The organism is Amycolatopsis sp. cmx-11-32 (genome assembly GCF_047608695.1).
Taxonomy (GTDB): domain Bacteria; phylum Actinomycetota; class Actinomycetes; order Mycobacteriales; family Pseudonocardiaceae; genus Amycolatopsis.
In genome coordinates this window covers 59,330-81,958 of the sequence record NZ_JADNQN010000002.1, presented here as the reverse complement: position 1 = coordinate 81,958, position 22,629 = coordinate 59,330, and the positions used below count along the sequence as shown (strand labels likewise).

Here is a 22,629-nt window from a genome sequence, read left to right as displayed (position 1 = left end):
CGGCTGTCGCTTCGGACCCGAACGTAGCCCGGTGACCGCGGCCGTCCGCCCGGAAAGCTCCTCCGTGCCCGGATAATCCCCACTTCCGTCGCCTGAACGGAGTCCGGAGTCCGACAGCGCGCTCTGAGATACCCGGCCTGGCCGGGCTGTCCGTTCGCGGGTTCTGGAAAGCTGGGGTCGTGCGTGTGACGCTGCTGGGCCCGGTCGGAGCGGAGGCCGGAGACGGCACCCCGGTCGACATCGGCGGTGTCCGCCTCCGCATGCTCTTGGCGAGGCTGGCGCTGGACCCCGGCCGGGGTGTCCCGGCGACGGTCCTCATCGACGGTCTCTGGGGCGCGGAACCGCCCGCCGACGCGGCGAACGCGCTGCAGTCCCTGGTCTCGCGGCTGCGCAAGGTCCTGCGTGCCGACGGCGTCACCCTCGACTCGGGCACTGGCGGTTACCGGCTGGACGTCGCCCGCGAGGACGTCGACGTGTACCGCTTCGAACGGCTGGCCGCGGAGGGGCGGGCCGAGTTGGCGGCGGGCCGGGACTCCGGTGCGGCCGCGATCCTCGCCGAAGCACTCGGCCTCTGGCGTGGCCAAGCGCTGTCCGACGTGCTCGAAGCCCCCTTCGCGCAGGCACCGGCGACCCGGCTGGAGGATCTGCGTCTCGAAGCCGCCGAAGATCGCTTCGAGGCCGAGATCCGGCTCGGCGGGCAAGACCGGGTCCTGGCGGACCTCAAGGAGGCGGCCGCGGGGAATCCGCTGCGCGAACGTCTCGCGGGGCTGTGGATCCGGGCGTTGTGCGCGGCGGTCCGGCAGTCCGACGCACTCGCCGTCTACGAGGAGGTCCGGGCTGCGCTGGCCGACCAGCTTGGCGTCGACCCCTCGTCCGAGCTCCAGGAGATCCACCTCGCCGCGCTGCGCGGCGAACTCGGCCCGCCACCCGCGGCCGCCGACCATCTCCCGGTCCGGCTGACCAGCTTCGTCGGCCGTGACGACGAGTTGAAGCTGGTCGCCGAACTCCTCGCCGGCGCTCGGCTGGTGACGCTGGTCGGGTCCGGCGGCGCCGGGAAGACGCGGCTGGCCACCGAGGTCGCGACGCGGCATCCGGCGCACGCGCGCGGGCGTGTCTGGTTCGTGCCGCTCGCCGGCGTCCGCGACCCTGGCGACCTGCCCGGCGCGGTCTTCGCGGCGCTGGAACTGTGGGACCTCGGCCTCTCGCACGGCGACCCGATGCGGCGCCCGGTGGACGCGCTGGCCAGGGCCGTGGAGACGCTCGGCGCCGGTGACGCGCTGCTGGTGCTGGACAACTGCGAGCATCTGGTCGACGCGGCCGCCGAGCTGGCGAACACCCTGCTGCGCCGCGTGCCGACCCTGCGGATCCTCGCGACGAGCCGCGAGGCGCTGGCCATCGACGGTGAGACACTGTGCCCGCTCGGCCCGCTCGCCGTGCCGGACGGGACGCCGACCGTGCCGCAGGCGGCCGAAGCCGGGGCGATCCGGCTGTTCGTCGACAGGGCCGTGGCCGTCCGCCCGGACTTCGTCCTCGACGAGTCCACTGTGGACGAGGTCGCGCAGATCTGCCGACGGCTGGACGGGATGCCGCTGGCACTGGAATTGGCCGCCGCGCGGCTGCGGTCGATGACCGTCGCGCAGATCTCGCAGCGCCTCGACGACCGGTTCCGCCTGCTGACCTCGGGCAGCCGGACGGCGTTGCCGAGGCAGCGCACGCTGCGTGCCGTCGTCGAATGGAGCTGGGATCTGCTCGACGACGCCGAACGCGTCCTCGCCAGACGGCTGTCGGTCTTCGGTGCGGGTGCCGAGGTCGAAGCGGTCGAAAGCGTCTGTGCCGGTGAAGGACTGCCCGCCGAAGACGCCCTGTACGTCCTTGGTTCACTGGTCGAGAAGTCCATCGTGGACGCCATGGCGGGCGATCAGGGCGAGCCCCGGTATCGCATGCTGGAGACCATCCGGGCTTACGCGGCGGAGCGCCTCGACGAGGCGGGAGAGCGTGCGAGGCTGGCGAAGGCGTACCACCGCTACTACGCCGAACTCGCCGAGCGGCTGGAGCCGTCGCTGCGGACGAGGAACCAGCTCGTCGCCATCTCGCGGTACGACGCCGAGAACGGCAACCTCGTGACGGCGCTCCGTCAGGCGATCGACGCGGACGACGTGGAGATGGCGACGCGCCTGTTCGGTGGCTCCTTCTGGTACTGGCTGATCAAAGGTGACAGTGACCGGTTGGAGGGGTTCGTCGCCGAGGTGCTCGCTTTCGGTGACCGCCTGGAGGAGGACTTCGCCGCCGCGTTCCGGGCGATCCGCGCGATGATGGCGATGGTGCCTGGAATCGGCGATCCGGAAGAGGGCGTCGCGTTGATCGACCACTGCGTGCGGACGAACGCGCAGGAACGGTTCGCCGGACTGGCTCTCGGGCTGCCGATGCTCGCGTTCTTCTGTCAGGACAAGGAACTCGCGCACCGCGAGGTGACGCGGGCGCTGCTGAGCCTGGACCCGTGGGCGCGCGCCGCCGCTTCGTGGGCGCAGAGTTTCATCCTCGGTGACGAAGGGGACCCCGAGGGGGCGGGACAGGCGAGGGACCGGGCCTTCGAAGGGTTCTCGGCCGTGGGCGACCGGTGGGGCACCGCGATGGCGGTGGGCATGAAGGCGTCCGACATCTCGATGTCCGGTGACCACGAAGCCGCGATTTCGCTGTACCGGCAAGGGATCGCCCTCGCCCTCGAACTGGGTTCGCAGGACGACGTGATCCAGCAGCGCTGGCGGCTCGCGACGGAGTACGCGCGGGCCGGTGACCTCGACACGGCGATGCGCGAGATCCGGGAGGCGGAGCGCTACGCGATCGACACGGGCAACGATCAGCTCGCGGTGATGGTGCTGGTGGGCAAGGCCGACCTGCTCAGCCGCGCCGGCCGGGTGGACGAGGCACGCGAGGTCGCCGCGCGGTTCCGGGCGCGGATGGCCCAGGTGCCGCTGCCGGGCCTGTTCGGCGAGGAGTTCGGCGGGCTCATCGACACGGAGGTGGCGCTGGCCGCCGGCGAGCTGGACGAGGCCGAGCGCGCGGCCGTCGTCGTCGTGAAGTCCACCAAGGAGCGGGGCGACATGGCCGACCTCGGCCGGATCGTCGAGATCTTCGCCCTGATCCGCTTCCGGCAGGGACGGGCCGAGAGCGCTGTCCGGCTGGTCGGCGCGGCGAAACTCCTCCGCGGCAAGCTTGACCTCGGCGAACCGTCGATCCGGGTGTTGATCGACGACCTTCGCGAGCACTTCGGGGAGGAGCGCTACGAGTCGCTGCTCGGCCAGGACGCTGGACTGCCCCGGGCCGAATTGCTCTCCTGGCTGAGTTCCGAAGCGAGTACGTGAAGCGGGCCTTCAAGGTCCGGGTCCAGGCAAAGTCGACGCCGCGGGGCTATACCGGTTGCGGAGCTTGATCAACAGGGGTTCGAGGACATGCCTCGCCCAAGAACTCCCCGCTCGGCTCTTGCGGGCACGAGCGATGTCAAGTCCCGATTACCAAGAACAGCCCTGACCAGCGGCTCTGCGACTTTGCCGGGACCCTGCCCTCGAGGTAGCGAAGGAGGCCTTAAGCGCGTTCCCCTGACCCCCGTCAGACGCGCTTCCGATAGGCCCAAGTGGCGAGCGGGAAGAAGACCGCGATCGCGGCCGCCATCCAGATCAGCGCGCCGGTGAGCGGCCCGGCGACCGGTCCGCCGTTCATCAGCCCGCGCAGCACGTCGGACATCTGCGTCACCGGACTGATGTCCGCCCACGCCTTCAGCCAGCCGGGCATGGTGCCGGTCTGCACGAACACGTTGCTGCCGAAGGTCAGCGGCATGAGCACCACGAACATCAGGCCCTGAACCGCGCCGGGGCTCTTCACCAGCATCCCGACGAACACCGACGCCCAGCAGAACGCCAGCGCGAACGCGATGACCAGCACCACGGCCAGCGCGAACTCCGCCGGGCCGGTCTGGATCCGGTAGCCCATGATCGTCGCGACGATCATCAGCACGGTGATGCACACCAGGTAGCGCACGATGTCGGCCAGCACGGCGCCGATCAGCGGGGCGGACCTGGCGATCGGCATCGCGCGGAACCGGTCGAACACGCCCTTGGTGACGTCGGTGTTGAGCTGGACCCCGACGGTCATGCTGGCCTGCAGGATGTTGAACACCATGATGCCGGGCACGATCATCTGCAGGTAGTCGTCGATGCTCGGGGCGAGCGCGCCACCGAACAGGTAGACGAACATGACCAGGAAGATGATCGGCGCGATGGTGACGTCGGCCAGCTGCTCCGGGTTCTTGCGGATCTTCAGGATTCCGCGCCAGGCAAGGGAAAGTCCGTGCTGGACGCTGCTGGACAGTGAAACGCGCGCCTGCGCGGGCGCGGCGATGGTCGTCATACCAGGCTCCCTTCCGGAGTCGTGTCCTTTGTGGACTCTTCGGGCCGCTTGCCGGTGAGTGCGAGGAAGACCTCGTCGAGGCTGGGCAGTCGCAGCGCCAGCTCGTCCGCGGTGATCCCGGCTTCGTCCAGTTTGCGGACCAAGGTGGACAGCAGGACGGGGTCGGCGACGGGCGCGGTGAGCAGTCCCGTGTCGTTGTCCCGGTTCGGCCGGACCCCGGTGAGTCCGGCCAGGATGCGCTCGACGGCGTCGAGATCGGCGAGCGCGGTCGGCCGGACCTGCAGCGTCTGGCCGCCGGTCCGCCGCTTGAGCTCGTCGGCCCGGCCGTTCGCCACGACCAGCCCGTGGTCGAACACGGTGATCGTGTCGGCCAGCTGGTCGGCCTCCTCCAGGTACTGCGTGGTGAGCAGCACCGTCGTCCCGTCCGCGACCAGCGTCCGGACCACGGCCCAGACCTCGTTGCGGGCGTGCGGGTCGAGTCCGGTGGTCGGCTCGTCCAGGTAGAGCACCTTCGGACGGCCGACAAGGCTCGCGGCGAGGTCGAGCCGTCGCCGCATCCCGCCCGAGTAGGTCTTGATCGCGCGTCCGGCGGCGTCGGTCAGCTCGAACCGCTCCAGCAGATCGGCAGCCCGCTTCTTCGCGTCGGCCCTGGAGAACTCCAGCAGCCTGCCGATCAGCACGAGGTTCTCCGTGCCGGAGAGGTCCTCGTCGACCGACGCGTACTGCCCGGTCAGCCCGATCATGCCGCGGACCTGCATCGGGTTCTTGACGACGTCGTAGCCGAAGACGCTCGCGTGGCCGCGATCCGGCCGGATCAAGGTGGCCAGGATCCGGACGGCGGTCGTCTTCCCCGCGCCGTTCGGCCCCAGCACCCCGACCACCTTGCCCGACGGGACCTCCAGATCGACCCCGTCGAGCGCCTTCGTCTCCCCATAGTGTTTGACCAGGCCTTCGGCCCTGATCGCGTGAGTCATGTTTCCTCCTGTGGATCTCGCCCCGCGGACAAAGGTGCCCTCCCCGGCTGGCAGACCGCGCACAGCGCGCTGGCAAAACCTGGCAATCCCTGATAAGCGCTGGTAGGCGCGGTGTGAGGAGGTTGTGAAGGTGTTGTGGAGGTCGCCGTCACACCGCGCATGATCGGCATACTCGACGTCATGGTGATCGAAGACCGGGTGCGCGTGAGCCCACGGGGGAAGCTGGTCAGCGGGCTGCTGATCGGCGCGCTGGTGCCGTTCGCGGTGCTGACGGTGCTGCGGCTGGTGGGGTACGACGGCAACACGTACACGATCGCGGCGCTCGCGCTGACGCCGTACGCCGGGATCGCGACGCTGGTGCTCGCCGTCCTCGCGCTGGGATCGCGGCGCTGGTGGACAGGGGCGGTCGCACTGGTGCTGACCTTCACGATCGCCGCGCTGGTGCTGCCCCGCGCGTTCGCGAACGAGCAGAAGGCGCTCGGCGGGAAACACGTCCGCGTGCTGGCGTCGAATATGCTCGGCGGGCGGGCGGACCCGGCCACGATCGTCGGCTATGTGAAGGAACACCAGGTCGACGTCCTGAGCCTCACCGAGATGACGGCCGAGGCGATCGCCGGGCTGGAACGCGCCGGGCTGTTCAAGATCTTGCCGTTCCACGTGCTGCACCCGGCGGAGTGGGCGTCCGGCTCCGGGGTGGTGTCGAAGTACCCGCTCACGCCGTTGAAGCTGAGCGGCGACTCGAACCACAAACAGCCGAGTGCGAGCATCGATCTCGGCGACGGGATCCGGATCGAGGTCGTCGCGGTCCATCCGGCGGCGCCGATGTGGGACAGGCACACGTGGGTCGACGAGGCCAAGGACCTGCCCTACGCCGACGCGGAGCACGACATCCGGATCCTGGCGGGCGACTTCAACGCCAGCCTCGACCATTCACTCTTCCGTGAGCTGCTGACCAGGGGATACGTCGACGCGGCCGATCAGCTGGGGAAGGCGCTGCAGGGGACCTGGACGAACGGGATGGTGCCGCCGGTGCCGATCGACCACGTGCTGGCGGACAAGCGGACGGCCATCGCGGACTTCAAGGTGCTGGAGACGCCCGGCAGTGATCACGACGCCGTCTACGCGGAGATCGTCCTGCCCTGAAGCGACTTTCCGCTGATGAGGACCCACGCGGCTGTTCGGGCCGGGACCTGGTCACCGCAGGCGATCGCGGTCGAGTGGAACCAGTCCGAAACGGCGGACCGCGATCTGTGCCTCAGGCGAGCAGGGCGTCCAGCGCCTTGAGGGTTTCGAGGCCGTCGCTCGCCAGCGAGACGCCGCGGTCGTGCCGGATCTGCGGCTCGCGCGGATTGACGCGGACGAGTGAACCGGTCGCGGCGCTGGCCAGCTCCGAATAGCGCCGCACCGTCGGCACGGCCTGTCCGGCGCCGAGTTCCACCACCACGAGGTCGCGATGCGCGCGACGCCACGCTGTCAGCTCGTCGAGCTGGGCCTGGCTACGCCGTTCCAGCCAGTCGTAGTCGCCGAACATCAGGATGTTGGGCCGCGCGAGACCGCCGCAGCGCGGGCACGACGGCAGCGGTTTCAGCGCGCGCATCGTTTCCTCGTCGAGGGGGACCTCGACGTCGTCCGCGGCCCAGATCTCGGTGGTGCACCGGGTGCGGCACTGGAGATGGTGAATGGACCCGTGCGCCTCGGCGACGTGCGGGTAGCCTGCCTTCTGGAACTGTCCGTCCACATTGGACGTGAAGGCCCGCGTGCCCCCGGGTTTCCGCGCTCCCCAGGACAGCAGGATCCGGAATCCCTCGTGCGGGACGGTGTCGCGGTACAGCGCGAGCCGGTGTCCGTAGAAACCCCAGGCCAGCTCGGGGTCATCGGCGAAATGCCGCGGGTCGGCGAGTTCGACGAAGCTGATGCCCAGCCGCGCGTACGGCGGATACGCCTTCCAGAACCCCTGGTCGCCCCGGAAATCGGGCAGGCCGGAGTCGACGCCCATCCCGGCACCGGCGCAGACGAGCAGCGCGCCGGCGCCGTCGATCAGTTCCGCGGCTCGTTCGAGCTCACTCACCCGGCTTCGAAGCCTGGACGACCTCGAATTCCAGCAGGTTCGCCCCGCTGGAGACCGGCTTCGCGCGCTCGCCCGCGTGCGCCTCGCGTGCCGGGCCGGACGCCCAAGCCTGGTATGCCTCTTCGGACTCCCACTTCGTGTAGACGAAGTAGCGCGTCTCGCCGGAGACCGGGCGGAGCAGTTCGAAGCCGAGGAAACCGGGCTGGTTGTCGACGGCGTGCAACCGCGCGGCGAACCTCTTCTCCAGCTCGGGGCCTGCGCCTTCGGGGACCTCGATCGCGTTGATCTTCACGACTGCCATACCGCCACCCTACGGTGAAACTCTTTCGCGCCGCGATGTGACGCGTGGGACCCAGGCGACCGTCGTAGAGCGCGCCGTTCTTGTGCCCCGGCGGCCAGGCCGTCGACCTGCGTGGACGCCGCCTTCTGTCCTTCGCCGCTCTCCGGGCACGAGCGGTCGATGCGGCTCAAGCCGATCGCCGGCCGGACTACCCGCTCCGCGGTGACCGCAACCAGAGGACTAATTGCGTGGTGCCTGAGCCTCCCGAAGCCCCCAAGACCGCAACTAGAGGACTAATTGCGGGGGCGCTTACCCCCGCAGGGTGCCTGGGAGCAGTTCGGCGTCCGGAGGAATCGCCGTGCCGTGGAACCAGGCGTCGAAGAACGGCCGCAGGTCCTGCCCCGCGAGCTTGATCGTGAACGCCTCGAAATCCGCCCAGGACGCGTTGGCGTTCCGGTAGGCCGCCGGCCACTCCTTCAGCAGCCGCGCGAACGCCCCTTCGCCGATCTTCCGCCGCAGCGCGTGGATGGCCAGGATCCCCTTGTCGTACACGCCGTGGAATTCCTGCCCCGCCCCCATGTCGACCAGTTTCGACGTCCAGAAATCCGGGCTGCCCCGCATGATCTCGAGTGCCGCGCGGTAGCGGTCATCGAGGTTCTGGCCGTCCCGCGACTCTTGCCACAGCCATTGCGCGTACGAGGCGAGGCATTCGTTGAGGCAGATGTCGGACCACGAATTCAGTGTCACCGAATCGCCGAACCACTGGTGTGCGGTTTCGTGCACCACGGTGACCAGGTCGGCCCATTTCGCGTAGGTGGGCCTGGTCTGGGTCTCCAGTGAGAAGTGGATGTCCTCGTCGAGGTAGATCCCGCCCGCCGCGTCCACCGGGTACGGCCCGAACTTCGAGGCCAGGAAGCCGATGATCTCCGGCAGCCGCCTGCCGGCGTCTCGCCGGTCCTCCGCGCCCGGCGCGTACGCGTTGACCAGCGGAGTCCCGTCGGGGAGGGACATCCGGTCGACGGTGAACTTGTCGATCGCCACCGTGGTCAGATAGGCCGCCACGGGCGTGCGTTCCTGCCAGGACGTCGTGGACCAGCCGTTCGCCGAGGTCTTCTGGATCTCGCGTCCGTTCGAGATGACGGTCCAGCCGTCCGGCACGCGGGCGGTGAGGTTGAACATCGCCTTGTCGCGTGGGGTTTCGTTGACGGGGTACCAGAACGACGCCGAATGCGGCTCGCCGACGATGAACGCGCCGCCGTCCTTCGACTTCTGCCAGCCGCTTTCGTTGCGGCCCGCCTTGGGTGTCGCCGATGGGTCGCCGCCGTAGACGACCTTCGTGCGGAAAGTGGTCCCGTTCCGGATCGGCTCGATGGGGGTCACCACCAGCTCGAATTCGCCCTCGCGGACGAACTTCGCCGGTTTTCCCTCCACTTCGACGGATTGGACCGTCAAGCCGCGTAAGTCCAGGTTGTACCGGTTGAGGTCCTGGGTCGCTTTCGCGGTCACCGTGGTGTCGCCGTCGAGTCGCCCCTTCGCGGGGTCGTAAGTGATCCCGACCTGGTATTCGCCCGCGTCGTAGCCGCCGTTCCCGTCCATCGGGTAATACGGGTCGCCCGCGCCCGAAGCGCCCGGCGTCGGGTTCGCCGGCGGAGGCGGAGGGGGAGTGGCCGGGGCATCATCGACGCTGCAACCGATAATCAGGGCGCCGACGACCCCCAGAACCAGGCCGGCGGCGGGGACACGGCTGCGCATGGAGGGGAGCTTAGTGGTGATTCACCGCGACGGGTTGATCACTTTCGGCGGCGAAGGGCCGCCGATCGTCCTCCTGCACGGGTTGATGGGCAGGGCGACGACGTGGTGGCGGGTCGCCGGACGACTCGAACGGTACGGGCGTGTCCACGGTCTCGACGCGCGCGGCCACGGACGCGGTCCACGTGGCGGGCCATGGCGCACCGAACGGTTCGCCGACGACTTGGCCGCGGTGCTGCGGACCTTCGACGAACCCGCCGTCCTGATCGGACATTCGATGGGCGGCCTGCACGCTTGGGTCACCGCGGCCACGTATCCCGGCCTCGTCCGCGCCGTGGTCTGCGAGGACTTCGCACCAGACCAGCGGGGACGGTCCGTGGACGACTGGCGCGGCTATTTCGAGTCCTGGCCGGTCCCGTTCCGGTCACTGGCCCACGTGCGTGAGTTCTTCGGGGGAACCGGCGACTACTTCATCGAATGCGTCGAGGAACGGGAAGACGGTTATCACCTGATCGCCTCGCTTCCCGATCTGTACGAGATCGCGGCGGAATGGGGACGGCGGGATTTCTGGGAGTACGTCGAACGTGTCGAATGCCCGCTGCTGGCGATCGAAGGTGAGCGGACGGCGATGCCGCACGGGCAGCAGGCCGAACTCGCGGCCCGCGTGCCCGGCGGCCTAGGCCGTCACATCGTCGTCGAGGGCGCCGGGCACGTCGTGCACGAAGAGGCCCCGGAGACCTACCTCGGTGCCGTCGAAGCCTTTCTTTCCGACGTCATCGGGTAGGTCCCGGAGCCGCACGCTCAGCCCTTGGCCAGCTGGGCGTCGATCCATGCGCGCAACCGCGCCTCACCGGGGTAGCCGATGTTCCGCGAGGACGGCAGTTCGGCGGCGTCGCGGACGCCGACCAGCGTCGGGAGGTAGCGGATGTTGTACCGGCTCGACAGGTCTCGGCTCTGGTCGACGTCGACCTCGCCGAGCAGGAACCGGCCGCCGTACTCCGCGGCGAGCCGTTCGATCACCGGTTTCATCTGGCGGCACGGCGGACACCACGTCGCGCCGAAGTCCATGATGACCAGCTTCTGCTTCGAGATGTTCATGACTTCGGCGTAGTTGGCCGACGTCACCGTGACCACGTTCTCGGCCGTTGGCGACGGTGCGGCCGATGCCGCGCCGGAGCCGACGCCGGTGACAAGCGCCAGCACACCGGCCAGCACGCAGACGAACCGTTTGAACTTGGACAAGACGTACTCCTTTCGATTCAAGTGAGTCCACTCAGGACGAAGACCACGTCGGCAATCCGCCGGAGACCCAGTCTTCGATGCCTTCGCGGTACTTGCGGACGTTCGTGTACCCGAGTTCCAGCAGCCGCCGTCCGACGAATTCACTGTTGCGGCACGGCGTGTTCGCGCAATAGACGACGATCGCGGCGGCCTTGTCCGGAAGCGCCGACGGTGCCAGGCGGTCGGTGAATTCGGCGGCCTGTTCGTACGGGAATCCCGGAATATTGCGTGCTTCCGGAAGATGCTCCTTGTCGAAATAGGCGACCGGCATCGTGTCGACCACGACCACCGTTCCGGCCTCCATCAGGGAGAGCAGTTCCGTACGAGTGATCAACGGCAGCATGGCGCCCCTTCTCAGACAACCGTGATTGACGATTCCCATCGTCGGTCGTCTTCCGGAACGCGCTCTAGTGCCGTCTCGACATGCCGGAGGGTTATCCGGCCGGTGAGGGAAAGGTGGCGTGGAGGTCTAGGGGCGGTGAGTAGAGGTCCGCTCGCCGCATGGTCTCGTAACCGAGGCAGGCTTCGCCATCCATGCCGGGTTATCCGGCGGCCAGCCTGCCGTGGCGGTGCAGCCAGGTCCGGTACGGCGCCGTCCGCTCGGCGAGCCGCCAATATCCCGCCGTCGCCTCATGGGCGAGTTCCCGGACGCCGGTCGCGCACGGACCGTCTTCGCGCCAGGCGAGCACGTGCCGCACGCACATCGGCGCACCCGCCAGCGGCCGGATGACCAGGCGATCCGACGGCGGCCGGGTCGGCTGGACCAGCCCGACGCCGTACCCGCCGCCGACCAGGTCCTCCCGTGCGGTGTCGAAGTCGACGTCGTGGGCGATCCGGGGGTCGAAACCGTGCGCGAGACACATTTCGCGGAACACCACGCGGCAGCCGTCGCCCCCGTTCGACACGATCCAGTCCTCCCCGGCCAGTTCGGCGAGTTCGATCTCCTCCTCGTCGGCCAGCGGATGCCCGGCGGGGACCGCGACGAACGACGGCTCACTGGCCAGGGTCACGGTCCGCACCTCCGGCGGCACCGGCAGGCCGCGTCCGCCGCAGATCATGATCAGCGCGAGGTCGATGCCGCGGTTCGCGACCTGCGCGAGCAGCCGGGTGCGTGAGGTGTCCGCCCGGGTGCGGAACGGTTCGCCCGGCCGCAGGTCGCGCAGCCCGTCGAGCAGCGAACTCGTGATGGCGCTGTCGTTCCAGCCGATTCTGAGCGATTCGCCCGTCTCGGGTTCCTGACGGTGGAAGTCGTGCTCCAGTTCGTCGAAGGTGAGCACGATCGCCCGCGCCCGCCGCAGGATGAGGGAGCCGAGTTCGGTGGGCCGCACCCCTTGCTGGTCGCGGTGGAACAGCGAACCGCCGACCATCCGCTCGATCCGGCGCAACTGGTGGCTGAGCGCGGGCTGCCCGAGCCCCAGGCCGGCTGCGGCACGGTTGAGGCTGCCGGAGGAAGCGATCTCACAGATCACGCGAAGATGCCGAACCTGAATCTCCATGCCCCCGTATACCGCGATTCCGCCCGTGACCGGCACCTCCGAAAGTCGAGATCCGTAATTTCCTATAACCCGATGACAATATTTGCTGGCAATACCCGGGCCGCCCGGGCCGTGGCTACGTTCGATCAACGCCTCTCCCCGCATATCCCGCGAATCAGGAGCCGTCTTGCTGCGACCACTGCCGCTCACCGAGCATTGCGCCGATCCGCTGGCGCGAGCCGAGCACGTTTGCGTCGGCGTCAGCCCGTTCAACAGCTATTTCACGGTGGAACGGATCGCCGATCTCGCCCGCTGGGCCATGTCGGCCTTTCGAGGTTTTCATTTCTTCGTCCCGGACGGGCCGTCCGCGTTCACCATGGAGGCGCTCGGTTACGACCCGATCCGCGCCGCGCGGAAGGCGCAGCGGCAAGGCAACTACACGCGCAACAAGATCGTCCGCGCCTTGCAGCAGGTGTGCCCCTCGGATCCGGACACCCTGATCCTGGACGCCTCGGTGCTCGAAACCGACCGCGCCTACCTCGGCCTGCTTTCCGAGGCGCACCAACGCTTCGCCACCGACCCGGAGTTCGCCGAGCAGTGCCTCGGCGCGACCGGCTGGGTGCTGGACCGGCGGCTTCCCGAAGGTGAACATCCCACCCGCGATCAGCTGCGCAGCGCGGTCCGGTACTTCCTGGCCGAGCTGCCGATGTTCGTCGGCACCGTGGCCGTGGCCGGGGTCGGCAGTTCCGTGTTCGCCTATCACCAGCGGGTCCCGTTCCTCGAACGGCTTTACCGCGGCGAACTCTCCTGGCGGCCACTGCCCGGACAGGGCTTCGTCGTCTTGGAGCAGGCTGTTCCGGAACGGGCGGAGTGACCGTGGAACGCGACGACTTCTCCCTGCGCCGGGTACCCGCCGAACGCCGCTACTCCTGGGTTTCCGTCGCGCTGCAACGGTTCGGGCAGGTGTCCTCGTTCCACCAGTTCCTGCTCGGCGCCGTCCTCGGCTTCGGCATGACCTTCTGGGACGCGGTACTGGCCATCACGATCGGTTCGGTGTTGCTGGAGATCATCACCATCCTGATGGGCATCGCCGGCACCCGGGAGGGGCTGTCCACGTCGGTGCTCGCGCGCTGGACCGGGTTCGGGACCGGCGGATCCTCGCTGGTCGGGCTGCTCATGACGCTGAGCCTGGCGGGCTGGTTCGGCGTGCAGAACGACGTGTTCGCCCACGGTCTCCACGCGTTGATGGGCGGCCCGCCGGTGTGGGTGTGGGCACTCGCGGGTGGCGCGCTGGTCACCGCGATCGTCGTGTTCGGCTTCCACGCGATGGCCTGGACGGCGTATCTGACGGTGCCCGCTTTCCTCGCGCTGGCCGGATATTCGATCATCACCGCGCTCGGCGACCATTCGCTGCCCGCGCTGATGGCCGAACCGCCGCCGGGGCCGTCGATGTCGCTGGCACAGGGCACCACGCTGGTGGCGGGCGCGTTCATCATGGGCGCGATCATGACCCCGGACATGACCCGGTTCAACCGGACCGCGTCCGACGTCGTGAAGCAGACCCTGGTCAGCATCACCCTCGGCCAGTACCTGATCGGCCTGATCGGGGTGCTGCTCGCGCACGCGGCGAAAAGCTCCGACGTGGTCGGGATCATCACCTCGTCGTCCGGTGTGCTCGGTACGCTGATCCTGGTCACCGCGATCCTGAAGATCAACGACTGGAACCTTTACTCCTCCTCGCTCGGGCTCGTGAACACCGTGCAGGTGCTGCTGTCCCGGCGGCTCGACCGCACCACCGCGACCCTGTTGCTCGGCGGTCTCGGCACGGTGCTCTCGGCGATCGGCATCCTCGATCACTTCACCACCTTCCTGACCTGGGTCGGCGTGCTCACGCCTCCGGTGGCGGGGGTGGTGATCGCCGAGTACTACGTGGTCCGGCGCTGGAAACCGGATCTGGAAGCCACCCGTGCGTCCGGGGAGTTGCCGCCGGAATGCCCGGCCTGGGTTCCCGTCGCGCTGATCTGCTGGGTCGCCGGGGCCGCGGTGGGAATTTGGCTGCCGTGGGGAATCCCCACGGTGAACTCCGTATTCGGCGCCTTTCTCCTGTATGTTCTTCTCGGCAGACGGACCACGGCCGGATCGGTTTCCGTGGCGATGACTTCTTCCGACGGGGCGAAAACCCGTACGTGACAGAGGAGTTCGACGTCGTACAGCTGGATGTTCACCACCTGCGGGTGATTCGGGCGATCGCGGACACGGGCAGCCTTTCCCGTGCCGCGATCGCGCTCGGCGTCACCCAGCCAGCGGTGTCCGCGCAACTCAAACGGCTGGAGAACATGCTGGGCTACCAGTTGTTCGACCGGCGCGAGGGCAGCGTGACACCGACACCGATGGGCGATTTGCTGTTGCGCCGGACAGCCGCTTTGCTGCCACAGCTGGACAAACTGCTCGACGACATCGAGCAGCGCGTCTGCCCCAGCGGCCCGCCCGACGTCGTCCGGGTGGTCGCGGTGGCCAGCGCACTGGTCGCGCACCTGCCGTCGCTGGTGACCCGGTTGTGGCCGGAGGTCTCCGAGGTTCAGGTCGTGCACGACGACCATCCCGAGCGGCTGCTGCCGCTGCTGGCACAGCGGCGCGCGGAATTGGGGCTGGTCAAAGACTATCCGGGACACGAGCTCGAAATCCCCGCGAGTGTGGACACCGCGGTGGTGGTGACCGAGCCGACCTTCGTCCTGCTGCCGGAGTTCCATCCGTTGGCGAGCAACGAGATCATCGATCTGAGCGAACTACGGGACGAATCGTGGGTGATGATGTCCGATTCGTCGGCGACCACGTTCACCAGGTACTTCGCGGAGACCTGCGCGCAGCACGGTTTCAGCCCGTCGATCACCCATCAGGTGACTTCGCAGCAGGTGGCGCTGCTGGTGGTCCGGGCGGGCGCGATCGGGCTTTCACAGCCGATCTGCGATCCGCGGAACCACGGCCTCGTGACCCGGCCACTGCGCGGGGATGTGTTGCCGCGCAGGCATATACTCGCGTGGAACCGGGAGACCTTCGTGGCGGGACGGCAGGCGGAACTGATGGCCGCCGTGGTCGAAGCGTATTGGACCGAAGCGAGGACGGCACCGGTTTACGCCCGATACCTGGACTCACGCGAGCCGTAAGCCGTAAGCCGTAAGCCGTAGTCCGTGAAGGCCTCCTTGAGGGACCCAGAGTCCCTTAAGGAGGCCTTCACGGACTTCACCATTTTAGGGTCACGTCGCCCGGGCGGAGGGTCTCATCGCGCCGGGCGTAACGGCCCGGGGTAGAGGTGCTCGTCCGGCGGCCGTACCGTGCCGTCGAGCCACGCGTGATTGAACTCGCCGAGGTCGAGCTGGGTCATCGCGGCGACGTAGAGTTCGAAGTCGTGCCAGTTCTGGTTGCCCTGCGGGTTGATCATCGGAAAACCCGCGATAATCTGGAAGAACGCGTCGTCACCGATCAGACGGCGCAGCGCGTGCACCATCAGCACCGCCTTGGCCGTCGGCGCGAATTCGGTGCCCTTGCCAGGATCGGTGAGCTTCGGCGCCCAGAATCCCGCGTCCCCGCTCACCCTGGCCACCATGTCGCGGTACCGCCGATCGAGGTCGCCGCCGTTCTTGGCCTCGTCCCACAGCCACACCGCGTACCGTGCGATGGATTCGGGCATCAGCGCGTCGCGCCACATCTTGCCGCTCACCCCGGCCCCCCACCATTGGTACGCGGTGGCGTACACCAGATCGGCGACGGTGGCCGCGCGGCCGTACATCGGCCGGGTCTGGGCGCCGTGCGTGTAACCGAGGGCGCGGTCGAGGAACAGCCCACCCGCTGCGGATTGCGGGTAGTCACCGAACTTCCCGGTGAGGAACTCCAGCACCTCGGGCAGCTTGCCGCCGATCTTCCGCTTGTCGACGGCGCACGGGTGGTAGGCGTTGATCGCCGTCCGGCCGCCGGGCAGCGCGATCCTCTCGACCTCCCAGCGTCCGATGCCGAGCATCGCCGTGCTCGGCGCGAGGGCGGTGTCCTCCGACCAGGTGACGGTGTGTCGTCCGGCGCCGGCGGAGACGTCCGAAACCTGAATACCGTTACCCATCACGGAAAATTCGTCCAGTACGGTGACGGAGACGCGCAGGGTCGCCTTGTCGACTTCGGTGCCGTTGACCGGGAACCACGTCATCGCCGAACGCGGCTGGCCGGTGGCCACGGCGGAATCGCCGGGAGTGGCGAGCCAGCCGACGCGCCCCCGCGCCGTGCCGATCGGCTCCGGCCGCCCGTCGTAACCGATCACCACGGTGAACCGCACGCCTTCCGCCAGGGGGGTCCTCGGGGTGATCACCAGCTCGTGCTCGCCCACCCGCCGGAACGTCGCGGCGACCCCGTCGACGCTGACCGATCGCACGGTGAGGCCGCGCAGGTCCAGATCGAACCGGCTGAGGTCTTGGGTGGCCGTCGCGGTGATCGTCGCCTTGCCGCTCAACAGCGCCGAGTACGGCGAGTAGTCCAGCGCGAGCGAGTACCTGTCGACGTCGTAACCGCCGTTGCCGTCCTTCGGGTAGTAAGGATCAGCGCCGAGGACGGTGCCGTCGGGCGAGACGTGCACGTACCCGTCACTGCCGGGTGCCGGCTGAGCCGCCGCCGACGTCTGGCAGGTGCCGATCATCGTGGTGGCGAGCAACGCGGTGCACAGTGGCTCCTGCCACCGAATCCGCACGGTCATGAACGGGCCTTCTCTCTACGGGGGAGGGTGCCCGGTCATCGTGCGGGCGTCCGTGCCACGCGCGGCACTGCCAGCCGGTCATGCCGTCGGGTTATCTCGTGCGTGGTAAGGACGGTCATTGGACCGAAGGTGTCGTGTCGGGTGGTGGGTCAGGGCGGGGTGCCGGCGTCACGGTCTTCCCAGCGTCACCAGGGATCACATCGGCGGGTAGTTAAGGCCTTTTTCACGTGGCTGATCCGCGTGAAGGGGTCCTTCACGGCATTGCGGTGTGTGGGTAACGCACCCTCACCGCGACCAGAATCCGGGCCCGCCGCTGATCCCCGGGAGACCTTCGGCCCTGAAGCGAGTGTCCCCAATGTGGCTTTGGGGACCCTGAGCGTCCCCAATGTGGCTTTGGGGGCAGCGGCCAACCGGCGTTGCCGCGCTGGGGTAGCGAGGGACCTTCGCTACCTCCCACCCCCCGCCCACCCCCTCCCGCAATTCGTCCTCTAGTTGCGGTAGTTCGTGGCACCAACTACCGCAACTAGAGGACGAAACGCGGGGGGTGCGGGGCTCACGAAAGCGTCAGGCGGGACGGTCGGTGAGTGGCAAGTCCTCGTGAGCCGCTCAGACCGGTGCCCCCAATGCCACATTGGGGACACTCAGCGTCTCCAATGTGGCATTGGGGGCAGCGACCCTCAGGCACGCCACCTTTGCCTTCCCCTCGATAACCCCACGGCATACCCGCCCGGGACTACCCCGCGCCACGCCGGCGGAGAGATCGTCGAGGCATGCTGCCCCTTCCGGCGCTGCTCGCGCTGACGACGACGGTCTTCCTCGGCTGCCTCACCGAAGTGCTGCCCGCCGGGTTGCTGCTGGGCATGTCCGCGGATCTGGGCGTGTCCCCGTCGGCGACCGGTCAGCTGGTGACGGTCTACGCGCTCACCACCGCGCTCACCGCCATCCCGCTCACCACCCTCACCCTCCGGGTGCCGCGCAAACGCTTGCTCCTGGCGCTGATCGCCGGGTTCCTGGTGACCAACCTGCTGATCGCGATGTCTTCCTCGTACTCGCTGATCTTGACCACGCGGGTCGTTTCCGGCGCGCTGACCGGGGTGATGTGGTCGCTCGTGGCCGGTTACGCGATGCGCCTCGCCCCGCCGGGACTCACCGGGCGCGCGCTGGCCGTTGCCATGTCGGGCACGCCGATCGGGTTCGCCCTCGGGGTGCCCGCCGGTACCGCGCTCGGCGAACTGGCCGATTGGCGCTGGGCGTTCGCCGCGATGGCGCTGGTCACCGTGCCGCTGCTGGTGTGGGTGCTCGTCGTGGTGCCCGCCGTACCCGCGGAGCCGGCGGGGCCCACCCGGCCGCTGGCCGCGTCACGGCTGCCGGGGATGCGCCCCGTGCTGGCGACGGTGGCGTTGTTCTCGTTGGGGCACAACGTGGCCTACACCTACATCGGCCCCGTCCTCGCCGGGATGGACGTGGCGGGGATGCTGGGCGCGGCGTTGCTGGTGTTCGGCTGCGCCACGGTCGGCGGGCTGGTCGCGGTCGGCACCATGCTCGACCACCACCCGCGTGCCGTTCTGGTGGTCTGCGCGGGTATGACGGGCGTGGCCATCGTCCTCATGGGACTCAGCGGCGGCATCCACGGTCTGGTGTTGACCGCCGCCGCGTTGTGGGGCTTGGCGTTCGGTGGCGCGCCCACCGCGTTCCAGGCCGTCACCGCGCTGATCGCGGGCCCCACCGCCGACGCCGCCCAGTCGCTCACGATCGCGGCCTGGAACGGCGCCGTCGCGGGGGGAGCGCTCATCGGCGGGTTGCTGCTGCCGCTCGGAACGTCCCTGCTTCCTTGGTGCGCGGCCTTCGTGGTGCTCCTGCCGTTGCTGTTCAGCCGGCGAGTCGTGCTTTCAGCGCCCGTAGATCGGTGCCGGGCCCTACGATGAGCGGCCAGACGTCGGAGCCGAGGAACCCGGTCTCGTCGGTCGCCGCGGTCGCGCCGCAGGCGTCGCGCTCCAGTCCGTTCCGGGCCGCCACCGCGGCGACGGCGTCCTTTGTGGACTCTTCGAACAGGCCGTCGGTGGGGACGGCGAACCCGCGTGCCCGCAGGAGTTCCTGAGCGGTTCGCACTCGCGGTCCGGTGTCGCCGGGCTTGAGCAGCGGCCACTCCGGCAGATCCGCCTTCGGTGACGCCGAGCCGAGCACTTTCCGGACCTCGGTGCGCAGTTCCGGAAGCCGGTTGTACAGCACGGTCCCCGGGCATTCGGTCGAGTTGAAGTCCCGGTGTCCCTTGATGAACTCCGGCGAGATCCCGTACCGCGAAGCGATGTACGCGACCATCTTCACCAGCGAGGCCCAGAGCGCGGGTGTGACGTCTTCCTTGCTGTAGAGGCCCTCGTTCTCGATCCCGATGCAGGTGCTGTTGTTGTTGCCGACGTTCGCGCCCAGCACATGCCGCGTTCCGCCGCGCAGCACTTCCAGGCTGCGATGCCGTCCTTCGGTGATGTGCCCGCCGCGGCTGTTCGTGAACTGCTGGCCGCTGTCCACCCAGCCCCGCGTGTCCATGTGGAAGTTCTGGATCGCCCGCGAGGCCCAGAAAGCGTGTTCGAGTGTGTAGTCGGTGACGTTGCCAGGCTCGACGGTGTGGTGCACGACGATGTAGGTCGGCTTGTGATTCTGCACCTCGATCGTTCCGTTCGGCGGCCGGGCGCTCCACGCGGCCGTTCCGTGAATCCGTGGTTCTGGTACCCCTGGCGCCGCGGCGGCGGCGGAAATCGTCGCCGTCCCCAGCAGCCCGGCGGCGCTTACCGTCAGGCCGCCCTTGAGCGCGGTACGTCGGTCGAAGTCGGCCACGGGCGTAACTCCCATCATGCGCGTTGGCCGGAAAACTAACCCGCCATCGCGCCGATGACAACCATTGACCAACTTTTGTCGTAATGCGTCAGTGTTCGCCGGGGAGTGCGAACAGGCCGTCCCCGGTCTGTTCGAGCAAGCCGTCGACCAGCAGGGAGTCGAGGCAGCGGTCGCGCTGCCCTGATTCGTCCCAGACGAGATCGAGGCGCGCCTTCTCGACCGGGCCTTCGGTGCCGCGCAGGACGTCGAGCAGTAGCCCGCGCACCTGGCGATCGGTCCCGGCGAACTTCTGGACCTGCTTCGCGGGACCGGCGTAGGCGGGTTTGCCCGCGTGCTGCCAGGCGCAGTCGTCGTAGATCGGGCAGTCCGCGCAGCGCGGCGACCGGGCGGTGCAGACGAGCGCGCCGAGTTCCATCAGCGCCGCCGAGAGCTTCGCGGCGGGCGCGTCCTCTCGCGGCAGCAGCGCCTCGACGTCGGCCATGTCTCGGGTGTTCGACGGCGGCCCGGCGTCGCCCGCGCCGTGCACCGCCCTGGCCACCACTCGCCGGACGTTGGTGTCCACCACCGGTGCCCGCTTGCCGTAGGCGAAGGCCGCGACCGCGCGCGCGGTGTACGCGCCGATCCCCGGCAACGCGAGCAGGGTGTCCACATCGGACGGAACGACGTCGCCGTGTTCGGCGGCGAGGACGGTCGCCGCGGCGTGCAGCCGCAGCGCGCGCCGCGGGTAGCCGAGCTTGCCCCAGGCGCGTACGACTTCGCCCTGCGAAGACGCCGCCAGCGCCGACGGCACCGGCCAGCGCGCCATCCACTCGAGCCAGATCGGCTGGACACGCGCGACCGGCGTCTGCTGCAACATGATCTCGCTGACGAGTACGCCCCAGGCGGTGCACTCCGGCTCACGCCAGGGCAGGTCGCGCCCCACTTCGCCGAACCACTCGATCAGCACATCCGCGTCGACGCCCACCCGGCCAGCTTAAAAGGTGGGCCCGCGCGTCGAACGTGGGCCCAGGACGTAGCTGAAGGGGACTTTCCCCTCGTCTTACGCGGCGAAGGGCGCTTTCCCCGCATCACATGCGGGGAAAGTCCCCTTCAGCTTCACGCGACCTCGGACAACTGCCCTGTCTTCACGTCGTAGACGAACCCGCGCACGGTGTCGGTGTGCGGCAGGAAGTCGCTGCGCCGCACCCGCTGCATCGACCGGCGCACGCTGTTCTCGACCTCGCGGAACGCCTCGACGGCCCAGGTCGGACGCAGTCCGGAGGCCTCTTCGAGTTCGTCCTTGAAGTCGTCTTCGGTGACCATGGACAGGCCGCATTCGGTGTGCTGGACGATCAGCACCTCGCGCGTGCCCAGTTTCCGCTGGCTCAGCGCGAGCGAGCGGATCATGTCGTCGGTGACGACGCCGCCGGCGTTTCGCAGCACGTGGGACTCACCCTGCAGCAGGCCGAAGATCTCGAACACCCGGATACGGGCGTCCATGCAGGTCAGAATCGACACCTGGAGCGATGGCCTCGGGGACGAGCGGTCGCCAGGAGTGACGTCGCCCAGTTCCTGGTTTCGCTTGAGAAGTACGTCGATGGAGGTCACGTGACCATTTTGAACGGACACGCTCGGTGAGAGCAACGTTTTACGGGCTACATCACGGCCCGAACCAGCGTTCTTCGGCCGTTCGTGGTGGCGCCGACGTGCGGCCGACCCGCAATTCCGTCCGCAGGGTGATCACCTTCGGCCCGACCCGGTCGGCCGAGCTGAGCAGCAGCTTGCCCGCCGCCTTGCCCTTCTCGAGCACCGGCTGGTGGACCGTGGTGAGCCCGGAGCGTTCGGCCTCGGTGATGCCGTCGAAACCGGTGACCGTCAGATCCTGCGGCACCCGCAGCCCACGGCGTTCCGCTTCCGCCAGTGCGCCGAGCGCGAGGATGTCCGAAGTGCAGATCACGGCGGTGACCTGCGGATACGCGTCGAGCAGCTGGCGTGCGGCCGACGCGCCGTCGTCCACGGTGTGGTCGAAGCGTTCGACCACCGGCACCGTCGCCCAGTCGACGCCCGCCGCCGAGAACGCGGCGGCCAGCGCCTCGAGCCGGATCCGCTGGACGTGGAAGTGCGCGGCGCTCTGCCGCTGGATGGAGACGAAGTCGTCGTTGCGCTCACGGGCCAGCCGCATGCACAGCACGCCGATCTGCCGGTGGCCCAGCGAGATGAGGTGTCCGGCCATGGCGGTGACCGCGGCCGCGTCGTCCGGGCCGACCCGGTCGACGCCGTCCACGCGCGGCTGGTCGACGATCACCGTCGGCACCGGGCGCTCCAGCACCGCGCCCAGATGCGGGTCGTCGTCGGGCACCGAATAGACGACGAAACCGTCGACGCCGGCGCGGTGCACGGCCGCGACGTCCTCACGGCCCGGGCTCGCCGGGACCAGGTGCAGGCCGACGCCCGCGTCTTCACAGGCCAGCGCGAGCCCTTCGAGTACGCCGATGGCGGCGGGGTCGCGGAAGGCGTAGGAGAGGTTCTCGGTGAGTAAAAGACCGACAGCGCCCGCCTTGCGCGTCCGCAGTGAACGGGCCACCGGGTCCGGGCCCGGGTAGCCGAGGCGGCGCGCGGTCTCGAGGACGCGTCGGCGCAACTCAGGTGACAGCTGGTCCGGTCGGTTGTAGGCGTTGGAGACGGTGGTCCTCGACACACCGAGCTCTGCGGCCAACGACGCCAGTGTCGCCTGCCTCCTGGTGCGGATAGGACGGCCCATCCGCAAACCGTAACGGTTCAGAACGTTTTGCAGAAGCATCACCCGACGTGTGGCAGGTCTCGATTCAGAGTGACCCTCGGTACAGCTCCCG

20 protein-coding genes are annotated in these 22,629 nt (G+C 68.8%); 7 read left to right on the top strand and 13 right to left on the bottom strand.

Annotation, left to right across the window (positions count from 1 at the left end):
* Positions 1-179 precede the first annotated feature (179 nt).
* Positions 180-3,362 carry a BTAD domain-containing putative transcriptional regulator gene (locus tag ACM6LR_RS04910; RefSeq protein WP_414943259.1) on the top strand — a complete coding sequence of 1,061 codons (3,183 nt, stop codon included), beginning with the start codon at positions 180-182 and terminating at the stop codon, positions 3,360-3,362.
* 244 nt (positions 3,363-3,606) lie between these two features.
* On the opposite strand, the gene ACM6LR_RS04905 is transcribed toward ACM6LR_RS04910, so the two are convergent.
* Together ACM6LR_RS04905 and ACM6LR_RS04900 are read right to left on the bottom strand one after the other, a co-directional pair.
* Entirely contained in the window at positions 3,607-4,404 is a 798-nt protein-coding gene (locus tag ACM6LR_RS04905) for an ABC transporter permease (protein WP_414941957.1), read from the bottom strand.
* Positions 4,401-5,378, bottom strand: coding sequence for an ATP-binding cassette domain-containing protein (locus ACM6LR_RS04900; protein ID WP_414941958.1), 978 nt, complete (start codon positions 5,376-5,378; stop codon positions 4,401-4,403). Before ACM6LR_RS04900 ends, ACM6LR_RS04905 begins: the two co-directional genes overlap by 4 nt.
* A gap of 180 nt (positions 5,379-5,558) precedes the next feature.
* Between ACM6LR_RS04900 and ACM6LR_RS04895 the strand changes: the two genes are divergently transcribed.
* Entirely contained in the window at positions 5,559-6,521 is a 963-nt protein-coding gene (locus ACM6LR_RS04895) for an endonuclease/exonuclease/phosphatase family protein (protein ID WP_414943258.1), read from the top strand.
* A 112-nt stretch (positions 6,522-6,633) separates the two neighbouring features.
* Here the strand turns inward: ACM6LR_RS04895 and ACM6LR_RS04890 are convergent, their stop codons facing one another.
* The 3 genes from ACM6LR_RS04890 to ACM6LR_RS04880 all read right to left on the bottom strand — a co-directional run bounded on the left by ACM6LR_RS04890 (position 6,634) and on the right by ACM6LR_RS04880 (position 9,478).
* Positions 6,634-7,446 (bottom strand): SIR2 family NAD-dependent protein deacylase, encoded by an 813-nt coding sequence (locus ACM6LR_RS04890; RefSeq protein WP_414941961.1) that lies wholly within the window; start codon positions 7,444-7,446, stop codon positions 6,634-6,636.
* The gene (locus ACM6LR_RS04885; protein ID WP_076155856.1) at positions 7,439-7,747 is read right to left on the bottom strand and encodes an antibiotic biosynthesis monooxygenase family protein; all 309 of its coding nucleotides are present in this window, start codon (positions 7,745-7,747) and stop codon (positions 7,439-7,441) included. The genes ACM6LR_RS04890 and ACM6LR_RS04885 overlap by 8 nt, the downstream gene beginning before the upstream one ends.
* A gap of 288 nt (positions 7,748-8,035) precedes the next feature.
* Positions 8,036-9,478, bottom strand: a complete 1,443-nt coding sequence (locus ACM6LR_RS04880) for a M1 family metallopeptidase (RefSeq protein WP_414941962.1) — start codon at positions 9,476-9,478, stop codon at positions 8,036-8,038.
* On the opposite strand from ACM6LR_RS04880, the gene ACM6LR_RS04875 reads away from it, so the two are divergent.
* Positions 9,477-10,259: an alpha/beta fold hydrolase gene (locus ACM6LR_RS04875; protein WP_414941963.1), complete on the top strand. Its 783-nt coding sequence runs from the start codon at positions 9,477-9,479 to the stop codon at positions 10,257-10,259. The two genes, ACM6LR_RS04880 and ACM6LR_RS04875, sit on opposite strands and share 2 nt — an antisense overlap.
* 17 nt (positions 10,260-10,276) lie before the next feature.
* Here the strand turns inward: ACM6LR_RS04875 and ACM6LR_RS04870 are convergent, their stop codons facing one another.
* The 3 genes from ACM6LR_RS04870 to ACM6LR_RS04860 form a co-directional block, all read right to left on the bottom strand.
* The gene (locus ACM6LR_RS04870) at positions 10,277-10,717 is read right to left on the bottom strand and encodes a thioredoxin family protein (RefSeq protein ID WP_414941964.1); all 441 of its coding nucleotides are present in this window, start codon (positions 10,715-10,717) and stop codon (positions 10,277-10,279) included.
* Between the two features lie 31 nt (positions 10,718-10,748).
* Entirely contained in the window at positions 10,749-11,099 is a 351-nt protein-coding gene (locus ACM6LR_RS04865) for a rhodanese-like domain-containing protein (protein WP_414941965.1), read from the bottom strand.
* Between the two features lie 199 nt (positions 11,100-11,298).
* Positions 11,299-12,252, bottom strand: coding sequence for a LysR family transcriptional regulator (locus ACM6LR_RS04860; protein WP_414941966.1), 954 nt, complete (start codon positions 12,250-12,252; stop codon positions 11,299-11,301).
* Between the two features lie 166 nt (positions 12,253-12,418).
* On the opposite strand from ACM6LR_RS04860, the gene ACM6LR_RS04855 reads away from it, so the two are divergent.
* Genes ACM6LR_RS04855 through ACM6LR_RS04845 form a run of 3 tightly spaced genes read left to right on the top strand, consistent with a single transcriptional unit; the run spans position 12,419 to position 15,395 of the window.
* Positions 12,419-13,105 carry a tRNA-dependent cyclodipeptide synthase gene (locus tag ACM6LR_RS04855; protein WP_414941967.1) on the top strand — a complete coding sequence of 229 codons (687 nt, stop codon included), beginning with the start codon at positions 12,419-12,421 and terminating at the stop codon, positions 13,103-13,105.
* A 2-nt stretch (positions 13,106-13,107) separates the two neighbouring features.
* On the top strand, positions 13,108-14,421 hold the full coding sequence (locus ACM6LR_RS04850) for a purine-cytosine permease family protein (RefSeq protein ID WP_414943257.1): 1,314 nt from the start codon (positions 13,108-13,110) through the stop codon (positions 14,419-14,421).
* On the top strand, positions 14,418-15,395 hold the full coding sequence (locus tag ACM6LR_RS04845) for a LysR family transcriptional regulator (protein WP_414943256.1): 978 nt from the start codon (positions 14,418-14,420) through the stop codon (positions 15,393-15,395). Before ACM6LR_RS04850 ends, ACM6LR_RS04845 begins: the two co-directional genes overlap by 4 nt.
* A gap of 113 nt (positions 15,396-15,508) precedes the next feature.
* Here ACM6LR_RS04845 and ACM6LR_RS04840 read toward each other — a convergent pair whose 3' ends face one another.
* Positions 15,509-16,966 (bottom strand): M1 family metallopeptidase, encoded by a 1,458-nt coding sequence (locus tag ACM6LR_RS04840; protein WP_414941970.1) that lies wholly within the window; start codon positions 16,964-16,966, stop codon positions 15,509-15,511.
* Positions 16,967-17,736: 770 nt separating this feature from the next.
* On the opposite strand from ACM6LR_RS04840, the gene ACM6LR_RS04835 reads away from it, so the two are divergent.
* A complete protein-coding gene (locus ACM6LR_RS04835) occupies positions 17,737-18,891 on the top strand; it encodes an MFS transporter (RefSeq protein WP_414943255.1) in 1,155 nt (384 codons plus the stop codon).
* On the opposite strand, the gene ACM6LR_RS04830 is transcribed toward ACM6LR_RS04835, so the two are convergent.
* The 4 genes from ACM6LR_RS04830 to ACM6LR_RS04815 form a co-directional block, all read right to left on the bottom strand.
* Entirely contained in the window at positions 18,836-19,798 is a 963-nt protein-coding gene (locus ACM6LR_RS04830) for an N-acetylmuramoyl-L-alanine amidase (protein WP_414943254.1), read from the bottom strand. The genes ACM6LR_RS04835 and ACM6LR_RS04830 overlap by 56 nt on opposite strands.
* 88 nt (positions 19,799-19,886) lie before the next feature.
* Positions 19,887-20,762, bottom strand: coding sequence for an A/G-specific adenine glycosylase (locus ACM6LR_RS04825; protein WP_414941973.1), 876 nt, complete (start codon positions 20,760-20,762; stop codon positions 19,887-19,889).
* 131 nt (positions 20,763-20,893) lie between these two features.
* Positions 20,894-21,385, bottom strand: coding sequence for a beta-class carbonic anhydrase (locus tag ACM6LR_RS04820; RefSeq protein ID WP_414941975.1), 492 nt, complete (start codon positions 21,383-21,385; stop codon positions 20,894-20,896).
* A 52-nt stretch (positions 21,386-21,437) separates the two neighbouring features.
* A complete protein-coding gene (locus tag ACM6LR_RS04815; protein ID WP_414941976.1) occupies positions 21,438-22,538 on the bottom strand; it encodes a LacI family DNA-binding transcriptional regulator in 1,101 nt (366 codons plus the stop codon).
* Positions 22,539-22,629: the final 91 nt, after the last annotated feature.